The 17355-nt window shown below is 56.1% G+C and carries 11 protein-coding genes; 1 reads left to right on the plus strand and 10 read right to left on the minus strand.

The features are described 5' to 3' along the window. Position 1: 1 nt before the first annotated feature. Positions 2-3091 (plus strand): cytochrome P450, encoded by a 3090-nt coding sequence (locus ACYVJT_RS04575; protein ID WP_343956519.1) that lies wholly within the window; start codon positions 2-4, stop codon positions 3089-3091. 271 nt (positions 3092-3362) lie between these two features. Here the strand turns inward: ACYVJT_RS04575 and ACYVJT_RS04580 are convergent, their stop codons facing one another. From ACYVJT_RS04580 to ACYVJT_RS04625, 10 genes are all read right to left on the minus strand, one after another. Further along, a complete protein-coding gene (locus ACYVJT_RS04580) occupies positions 3363-4019 on the minus strand; it encodes a hypothetical protein (protein WP_343956520.1) in 657 nt (218 codons plus the stop codon). Between the two features lie 306 nt (positions 4020-4325). Continuing rightward, positions 4326-6959: an HAD-IC family P-type ATPase gene (locus ACYVJT_RS04585; protein WP_343956521.1), complete on the minus strand. Its 2634-nt coding sequence runs from the start codon at positions 6957-6959 to the stop codon at positions 4326-4328. A 212-nt stretch (positions 6960-7171) separates the two neighbouring features. Next, positions 7172-9490: a phosphoribosylformylglycinamidine synthase subunit PurL gene (gene purL / locus ACYVJT_RS04590; protein WP_425579857.1), complete on the minus strand. Its 2319-nt coding sequence runs from the start codon at positions 9488-9490 to the stop codon at positions 7172-7174. After that, on the minus strand, positions 9465-10205 hold the full coding sequence (locus tag ACYVJT_RS04595) for a phosphoribosylformylglycinamidine synthase subunit PurQ (RefSeq protein WP_343956523.1): 741 nt from the start codon (positions 10203-10205) through the stop codon (positions 9465-9467). The genes purL and ACYVJT_RS04595 overlap by 26 nt, the downstream gene beginning before the upstream one ends. After that, on the minus strand, positions 10202-10450 hold the full coding sequence (gene purS, locus ACYVJT_RS04600) for a phosphoribosylformylglycinamidine synthase subunit PurS (protein WP_343956524.1): 249 nt from the start codon (positions 10448-10450) through the stop codon (positions 10202-10204). The genes ACYVJT_RS04595 and purS overlap by 4 nt, the downstream gene beginning before the upstream one ends. Positions 10451-10551: 101 nt before the next feature. After that, positions 10552-11235, minus strand: coding sequence for a response regulator (locus ACYVJT_RS04605; protein ID WP_343956525.1), 684 nt, complete (start codon positions 11233-11235; stop codon positions 10552-10554). Continuing rightward, positions 11235-12536: a sensor histidine kinase gene (locus tag ACYVJT_RS04610; protein WP_343956526.1), complete on the minus strand. Its 1302-nt coding sequence runs from the start codon at positions 12534-12536 to the stop codon at positions 11235-11237. Before ACYVJT_RS04610 ends, ACYVJT_RS04605 begins: the two co-directional genes overlap by 1 nt. Positions 12537-12587: 51 nt before the next feature. Next, a complete protein-coding gene (locus tag ACYVJT_RS04615) occupies positions 12588-13640 on the minus strand; it encodes a hypothetical protein (protein ID WP_343956527.1) in 1053 nt (350 codons plus the stop codon). Positions 13641-13672: 32 nt separating this feature from the next. After that, positions 13673-15211: a class I SAM-dependent methyltransferase gene (locus ACYVJT_RS04620; RefSeq protein ID WP_343956528.1), complete on the minus strand. Its 1539-nt coding sequence runs from the start codon at positions 15209-15211 to the stop codon at positions 13673-13675. A 162-nt stretch (positions 15212-15373) separates the two neighbouring features. Next, positions 15374-17266, minus strand: a complete 1893-nt coding sequence (locus tag ACYVJT_RS04625) for a GmrSD restriction endonuclease domain-containing protein (RefSeq protein ID WP_343956529.1) — start codon at positions 17264-17266, stop codon at positions 15374-15376. Between the last annotated feature and the right edge of the window lie 89 nt (positions 17267-17355).

The following is a 17355-nucleotide window of genomic DNA, read 5'->3' on the forward strand; positions in this document are numbered from 1 at the left end:
CATGACTCATCATGGCAACGTACAACAGGCTCCGGTGGCCGACTGGGTGACGATCTCTGAACTGTATCGCGACCCGTTTCCCATCTTTGAGCGGCTGCGCAACGAAGGCGGCGTCCATTGGGTCCCTGCTGTCGGACGGTATCTTGTGACGTCCTATGATGCCGTACACGACACTGAGCTGGATCAGGAAACTTATTCTGCCAACGAGCAAGGTTCGCTGATGATCCGTGCCATGGGACATTCCATGTTGCGTAAAGACGACCCGGAGCACCGCGTTGAACGGCAGGCCTGGCAACCGGTGTTGCGACCATCTGTGGTGAAAAAGACCTGGATGCCAATTTTCGAGCGCAATGCAGTGCGCTACCTAGAAGAACTCAAAGCGAAAGGCTCCGGCGCGGATCTCGTGTGGGATTTCGCAGCGCCGTATGCGGCTGAAAATTTGCGTGCAGTCACCGGATTACACAACGTGACGCAACAAGATTTGCAGCGTTGGTCGCAGACGATGATCGATGCCACTGGAAACTACGGAGACGATCCCGTTGTCTGGGCCAAGGGGGAGGCGTCCTATAACGAAGTCGATGAAGCACTCGACGAAATGCTTGATTGGCACCGTCGTCGTCCAGACGACTCATTGCTTTCAGCGCTCGTGCGGCTGCCCGATTATCAGATGCCGGTCGAGTCGATCCGCGCCAACCTCAAAATGACGATCGGTGGTGGCTTGAATGAACCCCGTGATGCCATTGGTGTTGCTTCGTGGGCGTTGATGCAAAACCCAGAGCAGCTCGCGATAGTGCAACACGACCCCTCCCAGTGGGATGCCGTCTTTGATGAAGCAATCCGTTGGGTTGCTCCGATTGGCATGTATTCACGCCAAACCACGCGCGATGTGGTGCTGCAGGATACTTTCCTGCCAGCCGGTGCCAAACTTGGTATTTGTCTGCTCTCCGCCAATCGTGACGAGGGCTATTGGAGTGATCCAGCGCGGTTCGACATCACCCGAACTGATGAAGGCGCCCACCTTGCCTTCGGTAAAGGGGTGCACGTCTGCTTGGGAGCGTGGGTTGCTCGCGCGCAATTCGGCGCTGCCTTGCCAAAGCTTTTCACTGAACTGCCGAATCTCGGGTTAATTCAAGACAAACCCGCGGAGGCGGGTGGCTGGGTATTTCGCGGCATGGACCTGCTGCCCGTCCAATGGGGTACAGCCGTTGATGCTCCCGCGCCGGCCCACCGTGCTCCCCAGGTCGCGATCGTCGGCTCAGGACCAGCGGGTTGCTACACAGCTCAAGCGATCAAGCGCACTCTGCCAGATGCGCGGGTCAGCGTGTTCGATCAGTCGCCTATCCCGTTTGGACTCGTGCGTTCAGGCGTTGCAGCAGATCATCAAGGGACTAAAGACGTTGAGGTGCAATTTAGCCAACTCTTTGAGCGTCAGGGTGTGGAATTTGTGGGGTCTACCCGAGTTCACACAGGGGAAGTCGCAACGGATGTCGCGATTGATGGTCGCCCATCTTTCCACGCGCCAAAAGTCTCCTCCATGCACACGTCAGGTGCTGACATCACGCTGCAGCAGTTACGTGACACCCACGATGCCGTTGTCGTGGCCACCGGACTCGGGGCCGATAATAAACTTCCTGTGCCGGGGGCCGATGAGCACAGCATCTACGGGGCGGGACGTATTGCCAAACTCCTTAACGCGGATGCGACTGAGCATCAGTTTGATCAGCCGCTGCCGCAACTTGGTGATAGCACTACCATCGTGGGCAATGGCAACGTCGCCATGGATATCGTGCGGTTGCTGGCTTCAACGCGTGAGCAGCTGGCAACGTCGGACATTCACGATGAGGTTCACGCAGCTCTGACGAGTCAACTAACCACCATCAACGTCATCGGCCGTTCTGCGCTGTCCGATGCGAAATTCGACCCGGTGATGCTGCGCGAAATCTCTGAGCTGCGGGGTGTTCAGCACGCGGTCACCGGGTTTGATCCGCAGCAGGTCACGAGTCACGACGATGCACGTGTGGCGCTGGTTTCCCAACTCGCCGCGCGCGAAGCGGACTCGGATGCATGGCTACATATCAATTGGTACTTTGGTCACACGCCGAAACAGGTTACGAGACTCGAAGACTCGGTCGTGGGGCTCCACGTGGCCACCGATTCAGCGGAGCGTGTCGTGGAGTCGTCATCGATTATCACCGCTATCGGTTTCGGCGCCATTGATGGTCAGCAGCTAGTCGAAGTTGAAGAACAAGCCGCCGCAACAGGTCGTGTCGAACCGGGCTTGTATGTTGCCGGGTGGTTGCGCCGTGGCCCCGTCGGGACCATACCAACGCAGCGAAGCGATGCACGTGAACTAGCGCAGCGCATTGCGGATGATCTGCAGGCGGGCCAGGGTAAACAGTACGTAGGGATGCCTGCTGTGCGGAAACATCTGGCACGGTCAACTACCTGGGACGGCTGGTTGCTCATAGATGCGCACGAAAAAACCAACAACGAGCAGCCTCGTCCACGCACGAAACTAACGGACGCCCGGCAGATTCGACTGCTGGCTGCTTCAGCAACTGACATGCCGCAATCTCACCAAGAAGAGGCTAAGAGGTCGCTTAATAACGAGCATCTGCCAAAGCTGACGGTTGCCTATGCTACAGAATCTGGCAATGCGGAGCTCGTGTCCGAGGAGCTGGTCAGAGTCGTAGCCGAACACGCTAATGCTTCGACGGTTGATCTGGCGACACTGCAGCCAAAAGATTTGCAGACCGATACGCCCATGCTGATCGTCACGTCGAGTTACGACGAAGGTGAACTGCCCACAAATATTCGATCACTTCACCAGCAGCTACTCGCAGAAGGGACGGATCTGTCGAAGTTGAGGTATGCACTCTTTGGCCTCGGAGACAATTCCTATGAGTTCTATTCTCGTGGCGCTGATGTCCTCGATGGCGCATTGCAGTCGCTCAGTGCCAGACGGATAGGTGACATCGGACGCCACGATGCTGGGGGAAGAGCCTTATCCACCGAAGAAGCAACAGTTTGGGTCCACCAGGTTATTGCGCAGTTGATGGCAAGCACTTCAGCGACAGTAATGGCTGGGTGACCAGTCTGAAGCTGAGAACTTAGAAATAGTCTCGCAAAACACTTGCGTGTGATTCGCATCACATGCATAATGGTGTCTACGATGGAAACCATCTGGTAGCTAATCGAAGGTCGCGACGACTTGCGGTCCTACCGAAGACGCAGATGTGTTGTTCCTGTGTGGTTATAAGAGGCAGGGATTTCTGTATTCCTGATGTACCGCTGAGGTTCTGTGGTTGCGGTACCGAGGCCCGGGGAAATCTGACCCCGGGCCTTGCTCATGTTCGAAGCGCTTACTCCTGGTCTTCTGCCCAAGGTTCGGGCGGTAATGTGACCTCCGGCTCGGAACCATCCGAAAGCTCCCATGCGGGAAATGGGCGATACTCTCCGGGAAGGCGAGGGGCTCGACCGGTTTGTTCATCACGATCTTCAGTATCCCAGGTCTCACCGGCCTGTGTCTGTTCCCGACGACGCTCCGCAATTGCTTCGATGAGTGGTTGATACGTGCCCCAATACACCGGGGAGTGGCCGGTCAGGGTGAGTCTGTCCTGTTGGGGGTCTGGTGCAGCCGCGAACCAAAAACCTTCCGGTGTTACTGCTGTGATCCTGGCTGAGCCGCTGGTTTCATCGCCCTGGGACACTATCTCCCAACCTCGATCTTCCCAGGAGGCCGCGATATCATCGCGCAGTGCATCGAGCGATTGGTCGGTATAGAGATAACGTTGGACTCGGAAGTAATAACTATTGTCCTGTGTTGCGCCAGTCGGGGCCCGGTTCAGCGAACCACCCGCCCCAGGGACAATCTCTGAACGCGAACCACCGTCAAACCATCCGTCGTCAGATATCTTCGTCTGAACTTGTCCGAACCGCTCGTTAAATTCCTCGTATCGTAGTCCGGCGGCCTCGTATTGTTCTTCTAGACTCATCTGTTCCGCGTCTTCCCGTACCATTCCGACACCATCCTTTGGCACAGCTTCTTCTTGTGATGCGCTACAGCTTGTCAACAACATGATGCACGCTAGGACAGTGCCCATCAGGGATATCTTGCTTGCTTTTACCATCTGTCTACTATGCTTTCCAGTCAATTTGATGGGGTTCCTACGGAAAGCCTGTCATCAGTGGGGTATGGTGAAACATTTCCGCCACTGTCGACCGCCTGACGGTATTCGCCCTCCAAATCAGTCAGGGCGATAGTGGCTGCTGGACTGATTGCAATCGACTGGTGCAATCGTTTTCATTCCTTCCGTGATGTTGTCTTATCCTTGCGGCCTCGGGTCGTCGGGGGCGAGGCCCATGCGGGCATCGTGGATCCGATGAATGATTTCAATGCCAACCGCGCCCAGTGCTGCGATCCCCACGGCCGCAAGAATAATTGGCGTCGGAGGCAGCACGAAATGGTGATACCACTGCGAGAGCGGCACAACTAACACGAGCACGAAGACGATGTGCAGGACAACGAGCATGCCGACTTTTTGCCAGTTCAACGGTCTCGAAATGACATTGAGCAGCCAGAGTCCCGTCAGGGTCAGGGTGATGAAGGTGGCCGTCTGGAGCTGCTCCATTACCAGCGGGGCTGAGGGGTTCTCAGATTCGAATGGCAGCACACCGCTGAAGTCACCAGCCCACACGCGGGCATACCAGTTGATACCCCACAAGGCTGCTACCAGTACGATGCCCGACGGGATGGCGAACTTCAGCGCTCGTGATAAAAACCCTGCCACATAGCGGCGGGGGTTTGGCATCAACGCGAGAATAAATGACGCGAGCCCGATGAACAGGAAGTCGGCGGTAGACATCTGACGGGGGAGGGCTGGGTATTGCCAGGCCATCAGGGAAAAGACCAGAACAAACAAGAACGCGTAGGTGGTTTTGGCCAGGAACAAGTGGGCCAGTCGTTCCATGTTCGCAATGACCTTGCGGCCCTCTGCTAAAACGTTCGGGAGGCGTGAAAATTTTGAATCCAGGAGCACCATGCGGGAGACGGCTTTGGTTGCAGCTGATGCGTCACCCATCGCGATGCCAAGGTCGGCGGTCTTGACTGCTAGGGCATCGTTGACTCCGTCGCCGGTCATCGCCACGACGTGATCACGGTGCTGTAGCGCTTTGACCATCTGTTCTTTTTGGTCCGGTGAGACACGTCCAAAGACGGAGTACTCGTCCATGACTGCTGCCATGTCGTCGATGTTGTCGGGCAGGTTACGCGCGTCGTAGCCGGAACCTGGATGATCCCATCCCATTTGGCGGGCAACAGCTGCGACTGTATGTGGGGAGTCGCCCGAGATGACTTTCAATTCGACGCCCTGCTGCTGGAAATACTCCAAGGTTTCACGGGCATCGCCGCGGACTTTCTCCTCAAACGTCACGACGGCGATGGGGGCCAGCTGTGCGGGCAGCGCGGTCTCTTCCCCGAACCATGGATGTTTCGCTGAGGCGGTGTTCGACGGTGTCGTCGAATGAGCTAACAACATAGTGCGCTTTCCCGACGACGAGAGCTGCTCGGCTCGGGTATGGAGTTCGGTTTTGGTCGGTTCATCAACATTGAGGGCATCGATGAGCGATTCGGGTGCACCGAGAACCCACGCACCAACCGGGGCCTGGGTATCCTCGACGGTGCCAAACGCAAACGCGGACCAGCGCCGTTCCGAAGCAAAAGCAATCGCATCGGTTTGTGCCAGTTCGGGAAGCTGGGGGAACGGCTCGCGCAGCGCGGCAGCTGTGTTATTTGCGTTCGGGTCGGCACCGATGTGGCCGAGCACGAGCCTCCAGCCAGGGTCAGCGTCTGCCAATTGCTTGGCATGGGCGAATTGCATGACACCTTCGGTCAAGGTGCCGGTCTTATCCAGACACACGGTATCGACTCGCGCGAGGATCTCGACGGCTGGCTGCTCTTGAATGAGGACTTTTTTGCTGCCCAGGGTCAGGGCTGCCAAAGCAAAAGAGATGGTCGTCATCAGTGCCAGGCCCTGGGGGATCATCGTGGTGATCCCGGCAATGGTGGCGACCAACGCCGAGTTGAAGGTGCCGGCTTCGACCATCTGTTGCCATCCGCCCAAGGCTTTGATTTGGCCCCACGCTACGACGGCAATGAGCGGGATCAAAGCGAGGGTGATCCAGCTGGCCACCTTGTCCAAGGCGGTGCGAAGTTCGGAGTGAGCCTTGGTGAATTTGCGGGCACGCTTGGTGAGCCGCGCGGCGTGCGAGTCGTGTCCGACGCCGGTGATGCGAAAATACCCGTTGCCGCTGACCACCGAGGTCCCCGACAGCACGGTGGCATCAGTGGGTTTATAGACCGGATCGGCTTCACCAGTAATGAGCGACTCGTCAATATCGAGACTCTCAGAAGCTAACACCAGCCCGTCGGCGGGTACCTGGTCGCCGGAGCGCAGATAGACGACGTCATCGAGCACCGCGTCGGCGATATTGATCGCGGTGTGTTCACCGTTGCGGCGTACCATGATGGCGTCTTGGTGGAGCAGCGCGATGCGGTCGAGTTTGCGTTTGGCCGAGTACTCTTGGACGACGCCGATGACCACGTTGGCAACACCAGCGATGGCGAACAGCAAGTCGAGCCAACGTCCCAAAATGATGATGCCTACGGCACACAGGAAAATGACCAGGTTGAATAAGGTCAGGATGTGGGTGCGCAGGATGGTGGCCAGGGAGCGCGAGGAATCCTCGGGCTGAATATTCACCAGACCGGTGTCGGTGCGAGCACTGACTTCGGCGTCATTGAGTCCGCGGTGTAACAAGACCTCGTCGTCGATGCGGCCTGGATCGGCGGCGCCTCGGGCGGTCAAGAGGGTATGGCGGTGGGCAGCCGAGACGTCGACCTGGGACGTGTCGCGGCTGGTGTGTTCTGCGGTGTTACCTACAGATGCAGATTCGGTCACTCACTACCTCAATCGACCAACGGTATTGCCACTATCCCTATCCTACCGAGTGACAGGTTAACCAACCTCAGCACGCAGATGGATTTAATCTTTCTACAAAACCCTACAGAAGTATGAGGGCCAACCGTTCTTTCCAGCGGTTCGCGGGAGCTGTGTTAAACACTGTCGGCTGGGAAGATTGCCCATCCCAGCCGACAGCGATGACCCCAGTGTTAGTTACCGAAGCGTTTTGGTAGGGCAGTGGCCCAATCTTCACGCAGTTCGTCAAGCGTTGCGGTAAAGAGGTCCTGAATTTCTAGGGCATTCGAACCGGCATCGACCACACCGATGCGCAGTGACGGGTAGCCGCGCGATTCAGCAATACCGCGGAAGCGGACCTCCTCGGACAGCGGGACGGCCACGAGGGCCCGAGCTTGCGATTCGGAGAACAAGGCGGTGAACGCATCGATGTTGTCGCGTTCGGTCACATAGTCCAGATTAATACGCACCCCGACCCCGCTCTGTAACACCATATCTGCCAGGGCGCCGGCAAGCCCCCCATCGGAGAGGTCATGTGCGGCATCAAGCATATGCGTCCGCGAGGCATTCGACAATAAACCAGCGAGTTGCTGCTCCTTGGCCAAATCGACGTTCGGCGGTGTGCCACCCAAGTGGCCGCGCAGGTGCGCGAATTGTGAACCGTCGAGCTCATCGAAGGTTTCACCCAGCAGGTAGATGGCCGAACCGTCGAAGGCCGGGTGCAACCAGGATGGGACCGCGGTGGCCACATCGTCGTAGCGGCCCAGGGTGACGATCATCGGCGTCGGGTGAATTGCGGTATCCACCGTCTGGTTGTACAACGACACGTTGCCGCCGGTGACCGGAACGCCCAATTGTTGGCAGGCGTCGGCAATCCCACGCGTAGATTCGGCGAACTGCCACATCACGCCCGGATCCTCGGGTGACCCGAAATTCAGGCCATCGGAGACACCCAGCGGTGTCGCACCGGAGGTCGCCACGTTGCGGTAGGACTCTGCCACGGCCAGTTGGGAACCCCGATACGGATCCAGGTACACATAACGCGAGTTGCAGTCGATTGCCAGGCCAATGCCCATTCCGGTTTCTTCATCAATACGGATGACCCCGGAGTCATTGGGTGCGCCCTGACGGGTATTGCCCCCGACCGACGAATCGGTCTGCGAGGTGATCCAGGAGCGGTCAGCCATATTGGCCGACCCCATGAGCTCGATGAGGGCCTGTTTCAGCTCGTCACCGGTTGCCGGCAGGTCAGCTGCCGCCGAGGATGCGCGGAAGGTATCGGCTTGCAGCACGTCCTGGGATGCCGGTCGAGCATAAGGCCGTTCGTAGACGGGGCCGTCATCGGCCACGGTGACCGGATCAACATCGACGATGCGCTCGCCGTTCCAGTCAATCGTGAGTCGACCCGAGTCATTGACTTCACCCAGCCACGAGTACTCGACGCCGTATTTGGCCATGATCTGTTCGAATGCTTCGGAGTTGTCCGGAGTGACCACGGCCATCATGCGTTCCTGGGACTCCGACATCAAAATGTCTCCGGCCGTTAGGCCTTCATCACGCAGCAACACGTTGGTCAGTTCGATGTGCATGCCACCGTCCCCGCTGGCAGCGAGCTCACTGGTGGCACACGCGACACCGGCGGCACCAAGATCTTGGATGCCTTCGACCAGTGATTTGGAGAATAATTCGAGGGTGGCCTCGATGATCACGTTTTCTTGCAGCGGGTCACCCGCTTGGACCACCGGGGTGTTTGCGGCGCCCTCGTCATCAAATGCCGCCGAGCTCATGGCGGCACCACCAATGCCGTCGCCGCCGGTGCGAGCACCAAACAAGACGATTTTGTTGCCGGTACCCGAGGCTTGGGCCAGTCGCAGATCTTCGTGGCGCAGCACGCCAACGGCTCCGGCGTTGACCAGCGGGTTGCCTTGGAACACCGCATCAAAGTCGGTTTCTCCAGCGATATTGGGGACACCCAAGATGTTGCCGTAGTGTCCAACACCGGCCACCGCGCCCTTCATGATGCGGGCGGTATCTTCATGATCTTCGTGACCCACACGCAGTGCATCCAGCACGGCGACCGGGCGTGCGCCCATCGAAATGATGTCACGCACCACGCCACCAATACCGGTGGCTGCACCTTGGAATGGTTCGAGGTACGACGGGGAGTTGTGGGACTCGACCTTGAACGTCACTGCCCAGCCGTCGCCCAGATCCACCACGCCGGCATTTTCACCCAGACCCACCAGCATGTTCTGCTGCATTTCCTCGGTGGTTTTTTGTCCGAACTGTTTCAGGTGTACTTTCGAAGATTTATATGAGGTGTGCTCGGACCACATCGACGAGTACATAGCCAACTCGGCCTCGGTCGGACGGCGGCCCAGAATGTCGCGGATCCGTCCGTATTCTTCCTCGTTCAATCCCAGTGCAGCCCACTGCTGTTCAACCTCGGGTGTGGCACCCGCGTGGTCGACCGTATCTAGTTGTTCGTTATTCACTGACAACTCCTTCACCATTGTTGACAGCACCGGCAGTGCGGACAACCGATACAAACAGTCCCTGACCATCGACACCCAACCGCGGGCCGTCAGGATGATCGGTACCAAAACCTTCTTCAATTGCATATTCAGGGCTGGCCAGCAGACCCAATACGGAGCCGTCATCAGAACTGATCCCCGCAATATTGTGCGCCGAACCCGCAGTCGAATTGTTGGCTCGGACGATGACGTTGCCACCTGACTCGAGTGCTTCCAATTCCTCTTCGGTGACGACGTAGTGGTTGTATGCACCCTTTTGCACTAGCCGAATGTGTTCACCGGTGTCGTAGAAGGAGCTGATGGCCGTTGTATTATTTTCGATCACGAAGTCGATTTCAGTGTGCGAATAGCCGGGCGAATTATTCGCAATGACCGCGCCTGGCAACAGATCGGCTTCGGTCAGCACCTGAAAGCCATTGCCCAGCCCGATGAGCGTGAGCTCTTCGGCCTTGACTGCGTCGGCAAGTACCCGCATGATCGGCTGGGTGGCTGCCAGTGCCCCTGCGCGCAGATAGTCACCATAGGAAAAACCACCGGGCAACAGCACAACCTTGAGGTCTGCCACATCAGGGGCCACGGTGGTTTTCGGGTGCAGCTGAACCGGTGTGCCACCGGCGAGTTCAACTGCTCGGAGCACCGATGGTGCATCCGTTGCTGCGTCGAACATGACGACGCCGATTTTCGGTGTACTCATTTAGCCACCTCGACATTGGCAATATATTCGGTTGAAGGATTTGCTAATAATTCTGCTGCCAGGGCTTTGGCACGATCCAGAACATCTGCGGTCACGTCACCCTCGACAGTGAGTTCAAAACGTTTTCCTTGCCGGACCTGTGAGAACTCGCGGAACCCTAATTCGGGGAGCCGGGCTTCGATGGCTTTGCCCTGTGGGTCAAGCACTTCTGGTTTCGGCATAACTTCAACGACGATATTGGGCATGATTGCTCCTGATCTGGGATCTACCAATTGGCACACTTGATTTTATCGAAAAACGCTGGGCTTCGAACCAATGGGTCGAAGCCACCAAAGAGCGGCCAAAATCAAGCTCGATTGTTGACATAACCGTGCTCATACGCCCAAATTACCGCGTGGATGCGATCTTTGACTTCTAACTTCATCAGAATATTTGAGACGTGGGTCTTCACTGTTGCCGGCCCAACAAATAAGTCCTCTGCAATATCCGCATTCGACTTGCCTTTAACGATCATTTGTAGAATCTCGTCCTCTCGACGGGTCAGGCCGACATCCGGTGTTGCCTCGGGTTCGGTTGCGGTGACCGTCTGCTCGGCCGGTTGGGCCAGCATGCGATGCAATACTCGCCCGGTGACTTCGGGAGCCAGCAGTGATTCGCCATCGGCGACCACTTTGATCGCATGAATCAGGTGCTCGGGGCCGGCGGTTTTCAAGAGGAATCCAGAAGCCCCGGCGCGCAGTGTGGCAAATAAAAACTCATCCCGGTCAAACGTCGTAAGAATGAGGATCCCTGCCCGAGCGTTAGCGTCAACCAGAGCCTTGGTCGCTTGGATACCGTCCATGTCTGGCATTTGGACATCCATGCACACGACATCCGGATCTAACTGCGCTACCTTGTCGATCGCTTCACGGCCGTCGGAAGCTTCCCCCACGACTTCGATGCCTGGCTCCGTCGATAAGATCGTAGCCAACCCGGTACGCAACATCGGTTGGTCGTCGACGAGCAGGACACGAATGGATGATTCAGACATCAGGATCTTTCCGTTGATATTGCACAGGGCACCCGAACAATGACCTTCCAGCCGTAGGGTGTCCGTGGTCCATATTCTAACGTGCCGTCCACCGCCTGAACGCGCTCTTTCATACCCTGCACACCGGTTCCCGTCCCGGTGGACATGGGCTCATATTCTTTACCGTTATCGATGACAGACAGCGTCATATCGGTATCGCCATAGTGCAATTGCACTTGAATTTCGACGTCGTTGCCGGCATGCTTACGCGCATTTGACAGTGCCTCTTGTGCCACGCGATACAGTGTCAGTTCGGTGGCTGCCGAGACTTCAGCCGGTTCCCCGGTCACCTCAAATGTGACGGTTTGCTCGGTGGAATCGGCATGTTGCACCAGTTCGAGCAACTGGCTGAGATCCGGGAGGGGTTCGGCAGAACCGTCTTGGTCGCGCAGCGTATACACCATAGTCTGCAATTCCTGGACCGCCTGGGCTGAGGAGGCTTCGATATGATTCAACTGGTCAACTACGGAGGCGGTATCTCGGCCCGCTTCAAGGAGCCGTCGTGCTGCGGACGCATGCACACCCATAACAGTCACGTGGTGGGCCATGATGTCATGCAGTTCGCGGGCGATGTGCATTCGTTCCGCCTGGACCGCGGCATCAGCAATTTTCCGATTAGCGACTGCCAGCTCATCGTGGGCCTTCTGTAATTCCCAGCGCTGTTTGGCCCGATGCCATGCCCGACCACCAAAATAACAGGCCGAGACATAGAACCCGAGCGACAAAATGAGCGTGGTGGCCAAGAAATAGAGAATCTCACTGAGATTCACATCACGCAGTGCCGCTTCGCTTGCCTGGGTGGCATCATCATCGAGGGAGACCATTACAAACGGGACGCCAAATTGGACGACTACTACGATGAAGCGCACCCAGAAGGCCAGCCGCCGATTCGAGACCCAAGCACCCACCGAGTAAATCGTCATGAAGCCGACGAACAACAGAGAGTAAAACTCCCATGCAGCCGTAAACGATGCGATGAGCACCACAGCTGTGAACAGCGACAGGATAAAAATCGGATAGCGACGGTAGAACACTAGTAACGCTGAAATGAACAGTGAAAAGATCTGTGCGATGAGCAGATTGGACCCCACGTCCTCCAATAACGTCGTCAGCCGCAGAGCCTGCAGACTGAGCACAGAAACAAAGCCCACGACCACCGCAAGAATGGTGTCATTGCGCAACCAGTTTTCTGGCAGCTCACGGATAAATCTCGTGTGGTCCGTCGTGTCTGTACTTATCTGGGGGCTTGGATTTTTCGACATGCGCTGGGCCTTCGGGACGGGGCAAACCTCGGGGTTTTGTTGGCTTACATACTAGTCACGCGTTAGAGGATACACCCGGAATAACTTTCGTCGTTGGGGCTGCGTAGCATCGGCTACCAGTATGGGAATCATGTCGCGCAACACCTCGTGCCGGTGGACATATTCATGCTGTTCTTGGAAGACTTTCGAAAAAGCGACGAACAAAAAGAAGTTGCCGGTATATAGGGCCACGTAGACTAACACGGTCCAATAGATGGTTTCTACGATGCCATGATGGGTTGCCAGGATGGTTTCGATTCCGCTGACGTTGGCGCTGGAGCCTCCGGCGAGATCTTGTAACAGCAAGAGAAACTCTGGTGACGCCATAAAGAACGACAGAATAATTGGTATTGACCAATTTACTAACCGACTGAAGCCGTTAAGGAAGCGTTCTTGACGACTCGACTTGATCATCAGCATCACGGCAGCGAGGCAGAAAAAAGTGATCGTGCTGAACAGCATGACGGACAAAAGAAAACCCAATTCGCTAAACAGCGGCGTGTACCCGCTGTCTGTCTGATGATTCGTCATCAAGAAATGCAGCATGCTGAAGGCCACCAGCAGCAAGGCCACTGCCGTGGGGAGGACTCTGGCCAGAATGGTGACTCGGTGGCGATACAGGTTTGGTGCTGAGGTGGTCTGACGAGCTGTGAAGATTCCTTCGAGGGCGAGCCAAATGGTGCGCGGTGACTTATCTAAATAGCATGCCAAATCATGTATGGCGCTCAATGAGTGTTCAACCGTATCGAACCGTGCTGGCGTGAACGACCCCCGATGGGCGGTATTGCAGGAGTCGCAGGTGGCACGGCGCACTGGCGAAGTCTCTGCCTCAATCGAGGGCTGGGTTTTCATTGAGTCCGCGGCGTCGTTGGTACGCAGTTTGCGCATACGTCGTCTGACAACCGAATCGGTTCGAGGTCGGGACTTTTGTAATAATAGGCGTTGGCGCCAGTCCGTTGGTCGGGTCTGCTCATGGTCATCCATGGTGGCGGCGATTTCGTGCCGAAGCTCGGCCAATTCCTCGTCTGAAACGTGATCTTCACGAGCCCACCGTGTATTGGTCATATAGGCATGTATATCAACTTTGCGTTCATGACCTACGCACGCTGGTCGGTGAGCCCCAAGTACTCGGCGATGACGGTGGCATCTAGGGATGCCAGCGCCTCGGGCGTGAACGGTGGGTTTTGCGTTGCGTCCGGTAAGCGGATGTTGTCCAGCGCGAATTGGACGGCGTCCCAATCGATGCCATCGAGGATTAACTGTGGTTTGGCAAACGCAAGCTTTGGCGACATGGTGATCCAGCCGGGGCCCGCGACGCCTTGTGAAGTGTTGATAATAAAACGGTACGGGCCGGTGTCTTGCTCCGTTGCGGGCTGGACGAGTATGGGCGTGGCACCACGAACGTGCAAGTTGTACCACAGGTTATTCTCGGATTGTTTGGCTGCTGCGATGGTTTCAGCATCGGCGGTATTCAGATATTGCAGTAAGGCCGGGTCTTTGTCTTCCAGGTACGAACTGTCGTAGCGGGATGCGATGATTACCCGACGGTTCTCCGCCACGGGATATTCCCAGTCGTCGGCTTCGATAACTTTTTCAGTGACGTCAGTGGGTGGTGGCAGCATAGGGTGCATATGGTAGGGCTGGATGCCCAGGGCCCAGGCCTTGTCTTCGTTGAGTACCAGATACTTTTTGCCGGGGACATCCCATCCATGGCGAATCTCAAAGAAATCGTCCATTCGGTAGGATACCTGTTGGTTTCCATCATCGCGGAGTACATCCTGCCAGGACGATGCTGGATTCAGTCGTGAGTAGGGTACTTCTTTTGTGACTGTGGCGTTGAAGAGTTCCCCGCCGTCAGACATTTCGAACGTGTTGGAAGACTGTGGCCGTTCATTGGTGAAGATGAGCACTGACCAGTCGAGTATTTCATCTTCGTGTTCTGTGGCATCCAATATTCCGCGGTCAAACGAGTGGATGCGTTGGATGCGGACCCGGTTGGTGAGATACCAACGCAGTGCGTGCCCAGCGTGGCGGTGAAGAAATGCCGACGGCAGCAGCCAGGCAGAGACGGCACCGGGTGCCAGAAACTTATGCGTGGCCAAGACAAAATGGTTGTACAGATCTGCCAGACCGGTGGGCCGAATGCCCGAGGCGGTTTCGGCGGCATCGGCCGAGAGAATCTTCTCGTCTGAGCTGAGCCGGTGATGCTGTGTTGCCGGTGGACGGGACAGTACCAGTGTGGCCTTTGGTAGGTGATCGGCTGTCAACCGCATGAAATCTACATCAGAGACTGTGAGTCCAGCCGGGGCCCACAGATCGTGGGCTAAAGCAGCGAGGTGTTCATCCTGTTCCACACCGTGGGCACGACGGATGGCGAGCTCATCGGTTTTTTCGGCGGCATCGTGAAGTAGCGCGGAGAAGAATATGCCGGAACCGATACACGGTTCTAGAAAGCTGACCTCACGGCCGGGATGATATTTCAAGGCAAGGCCAGCAATATCGCTGGCTAAATCAAACGGGGTTGCGCCTTGCTGGGAGGAGTGCTGTTGGTCGTCGGAGCGGAGTTTCTCTAAGAAGACTTGGCCGGTCTGGCGTACGGTTTCTGTGCCCGTTACGTCGAAGTCGAATCCCAACACACTGCCTCCTTCCGCCACGAAAACGGCCATCTATGCCGTCGCTTTCCAACCCTAATGTGTCAAGTTGTACACGCGAGAGATATGCGCAAATATGTAGCGAAACGTGAGCGCCACGGCAGAACATCAGTTCTCTGCGGTGGCGCTCAGCTGCTTGTGCCGGGTTTAGCGGCCGGTACCACCGTGGACGGTGACTTCGTCCTCGACAGCATTCTCTGTGGTTGTTTCGGCAATGACGACAGAGTCGAACTGTGCCGAATCTTCTACCGCATAGCCCCGCGAAATATCACGTTGCACTTGTTTGCCCATTGCTCCTTCGACCATTACGCATACACGCTCGCGCCTCTCTGCGAAGAATGCTGCGAAGTCATTAGACCGCAAGGCACCAGCCGGAATCAGATGAGATTCCAATACGTTGTCGAGCGTTGTCGAGGATATTTGGCCGTTCCGCTCGACGAGATCTAGGTAGTGTGATGGTGCACGTCCGCCTATGGTCCGATTCGTCTTGGCGCTGATCGCACTTTTATTGATAATCGATTCACGGTGCTCATCATCGATGTTGTGATCGAAACACCATTTTTTGGGAAAGATGTGGTGGATGTCGACCGCGAGCTCTCGGTGTTGAAATAGATCCAGTCGTTTGTCTTCCATCCAGTCGCGCGCTTCGTTGGCCAGCAACAACGCATATATACCTTTATAAGCGGCTGCATTACGTGTCCTTAACGAGTGGAGGCGTGATTCGACAAACTGTGCATCTTGAACTGTTGTAGGAAGACTGGCGTTCTCGGTTCCTAGTGCCCAAGCGGGGACCATCATCAAATCTCGGACGAACCTGGTGTCCGTCGTACCACCGTATAGTTCGCCTAGAATCCCGCACCAGAACCATTGAATAAGGCGGCTGTGCGGTCCACGTAGGTTGGCGTCATCTGCCATCACCACTTTGATCGCCGCGAGAGGGATGAGCTGACTACGATACGGAAGGAATTTGGTATCGAAAATGTGTCGATCAGCCATAAATCCTGCAGCCCATATGAATGCATTGCGCAGCGGCTCTAGCCATTCAAGGTAGTCACTGAGCGTGAGTCGTAAGACATCCTCACTTCTTGCGGAGACGGCAGCCGCTCGTGTTCTTGTGTCCGCGAGATGACGCTTGCGTGTAGCTAGGAGGGTGGCTGCTTTGAGGAAATCAGTGCTTTCTAGATCCTGAAGTACAGGATGAGCTGCAAAACTCTCTTGTGTTTCTCGCCAGTTCTCATTGAGTCGGAAATCTGTTCCGTGTTCTGCATAGTAGTCACCATCTCCTGCAAAAGTGGCAGTTAATAGTTCGAACACGTTGAGTTCAAGACCGCCGGTATTTACTTTCTCGAACACCGTTGCAACCGCAGCTTTGGAAGTATTGCCGTCCAATTCGATGGCAGGAATAGAATACCGTTGGGCGGGTGTGAGAACCTCGGCATGGAATCGAGTGGCGTCTTCCTGATTCAACATCATGTAGTGCATCATCCAGGACTGACTCTCTGAGGGTTTGAGCAGGAGGTTGAGTGGAAAGTAGCCGTGGTGGCGCTGCGCTTCCTCGCTGGAGAGGTCCAATACAATATCGCGATTAAAGTTCGTTTTAATCTTTCCGTCTGCATCCACAGAAATGACTGACTCGTCGATACAGTCTTCACCGGCTAGAGCACGTTCGATGTTCACAAAGTACTTGCGTGCCATAAGTTTGCCACGCGAATCCTTCGTTTCGACAACCCCGTCGCCGGTAAGTGCCTGGGTTAGAGACGTGAGTCGCTGCTGACCATCAAGTAGTAGATGGGAAGGCTCTACAGATTGATGAATGTCAACGCCTTCTACGGGCCGGGGTTTGAAACGTACCTCATCATTGTCAGTGTCCAGCAGCATTACCACGCCCATTGGGTGTCCGCGCAGAATAGTCACTAACAGCTGGCGGATGCGCTCGTCATCCCATTTATAGCCCCTTTGGAAGTCCGGAAGTTGAATGGTGCCATTAACAGTCCAGTCTAAGTATCTATCCAAAGTGTGCTGTGGTGTTTGAAATCCCATGCCAACACACTAGCTGCATCGTCTCGAGTTTGAAATTTCTATAAGTCTCACGCAGGGACATCGATACGTAGGTTCCAAATAACTCGAAG

This window comes from Yaniella soli (genome assembly GCF_054782375.1).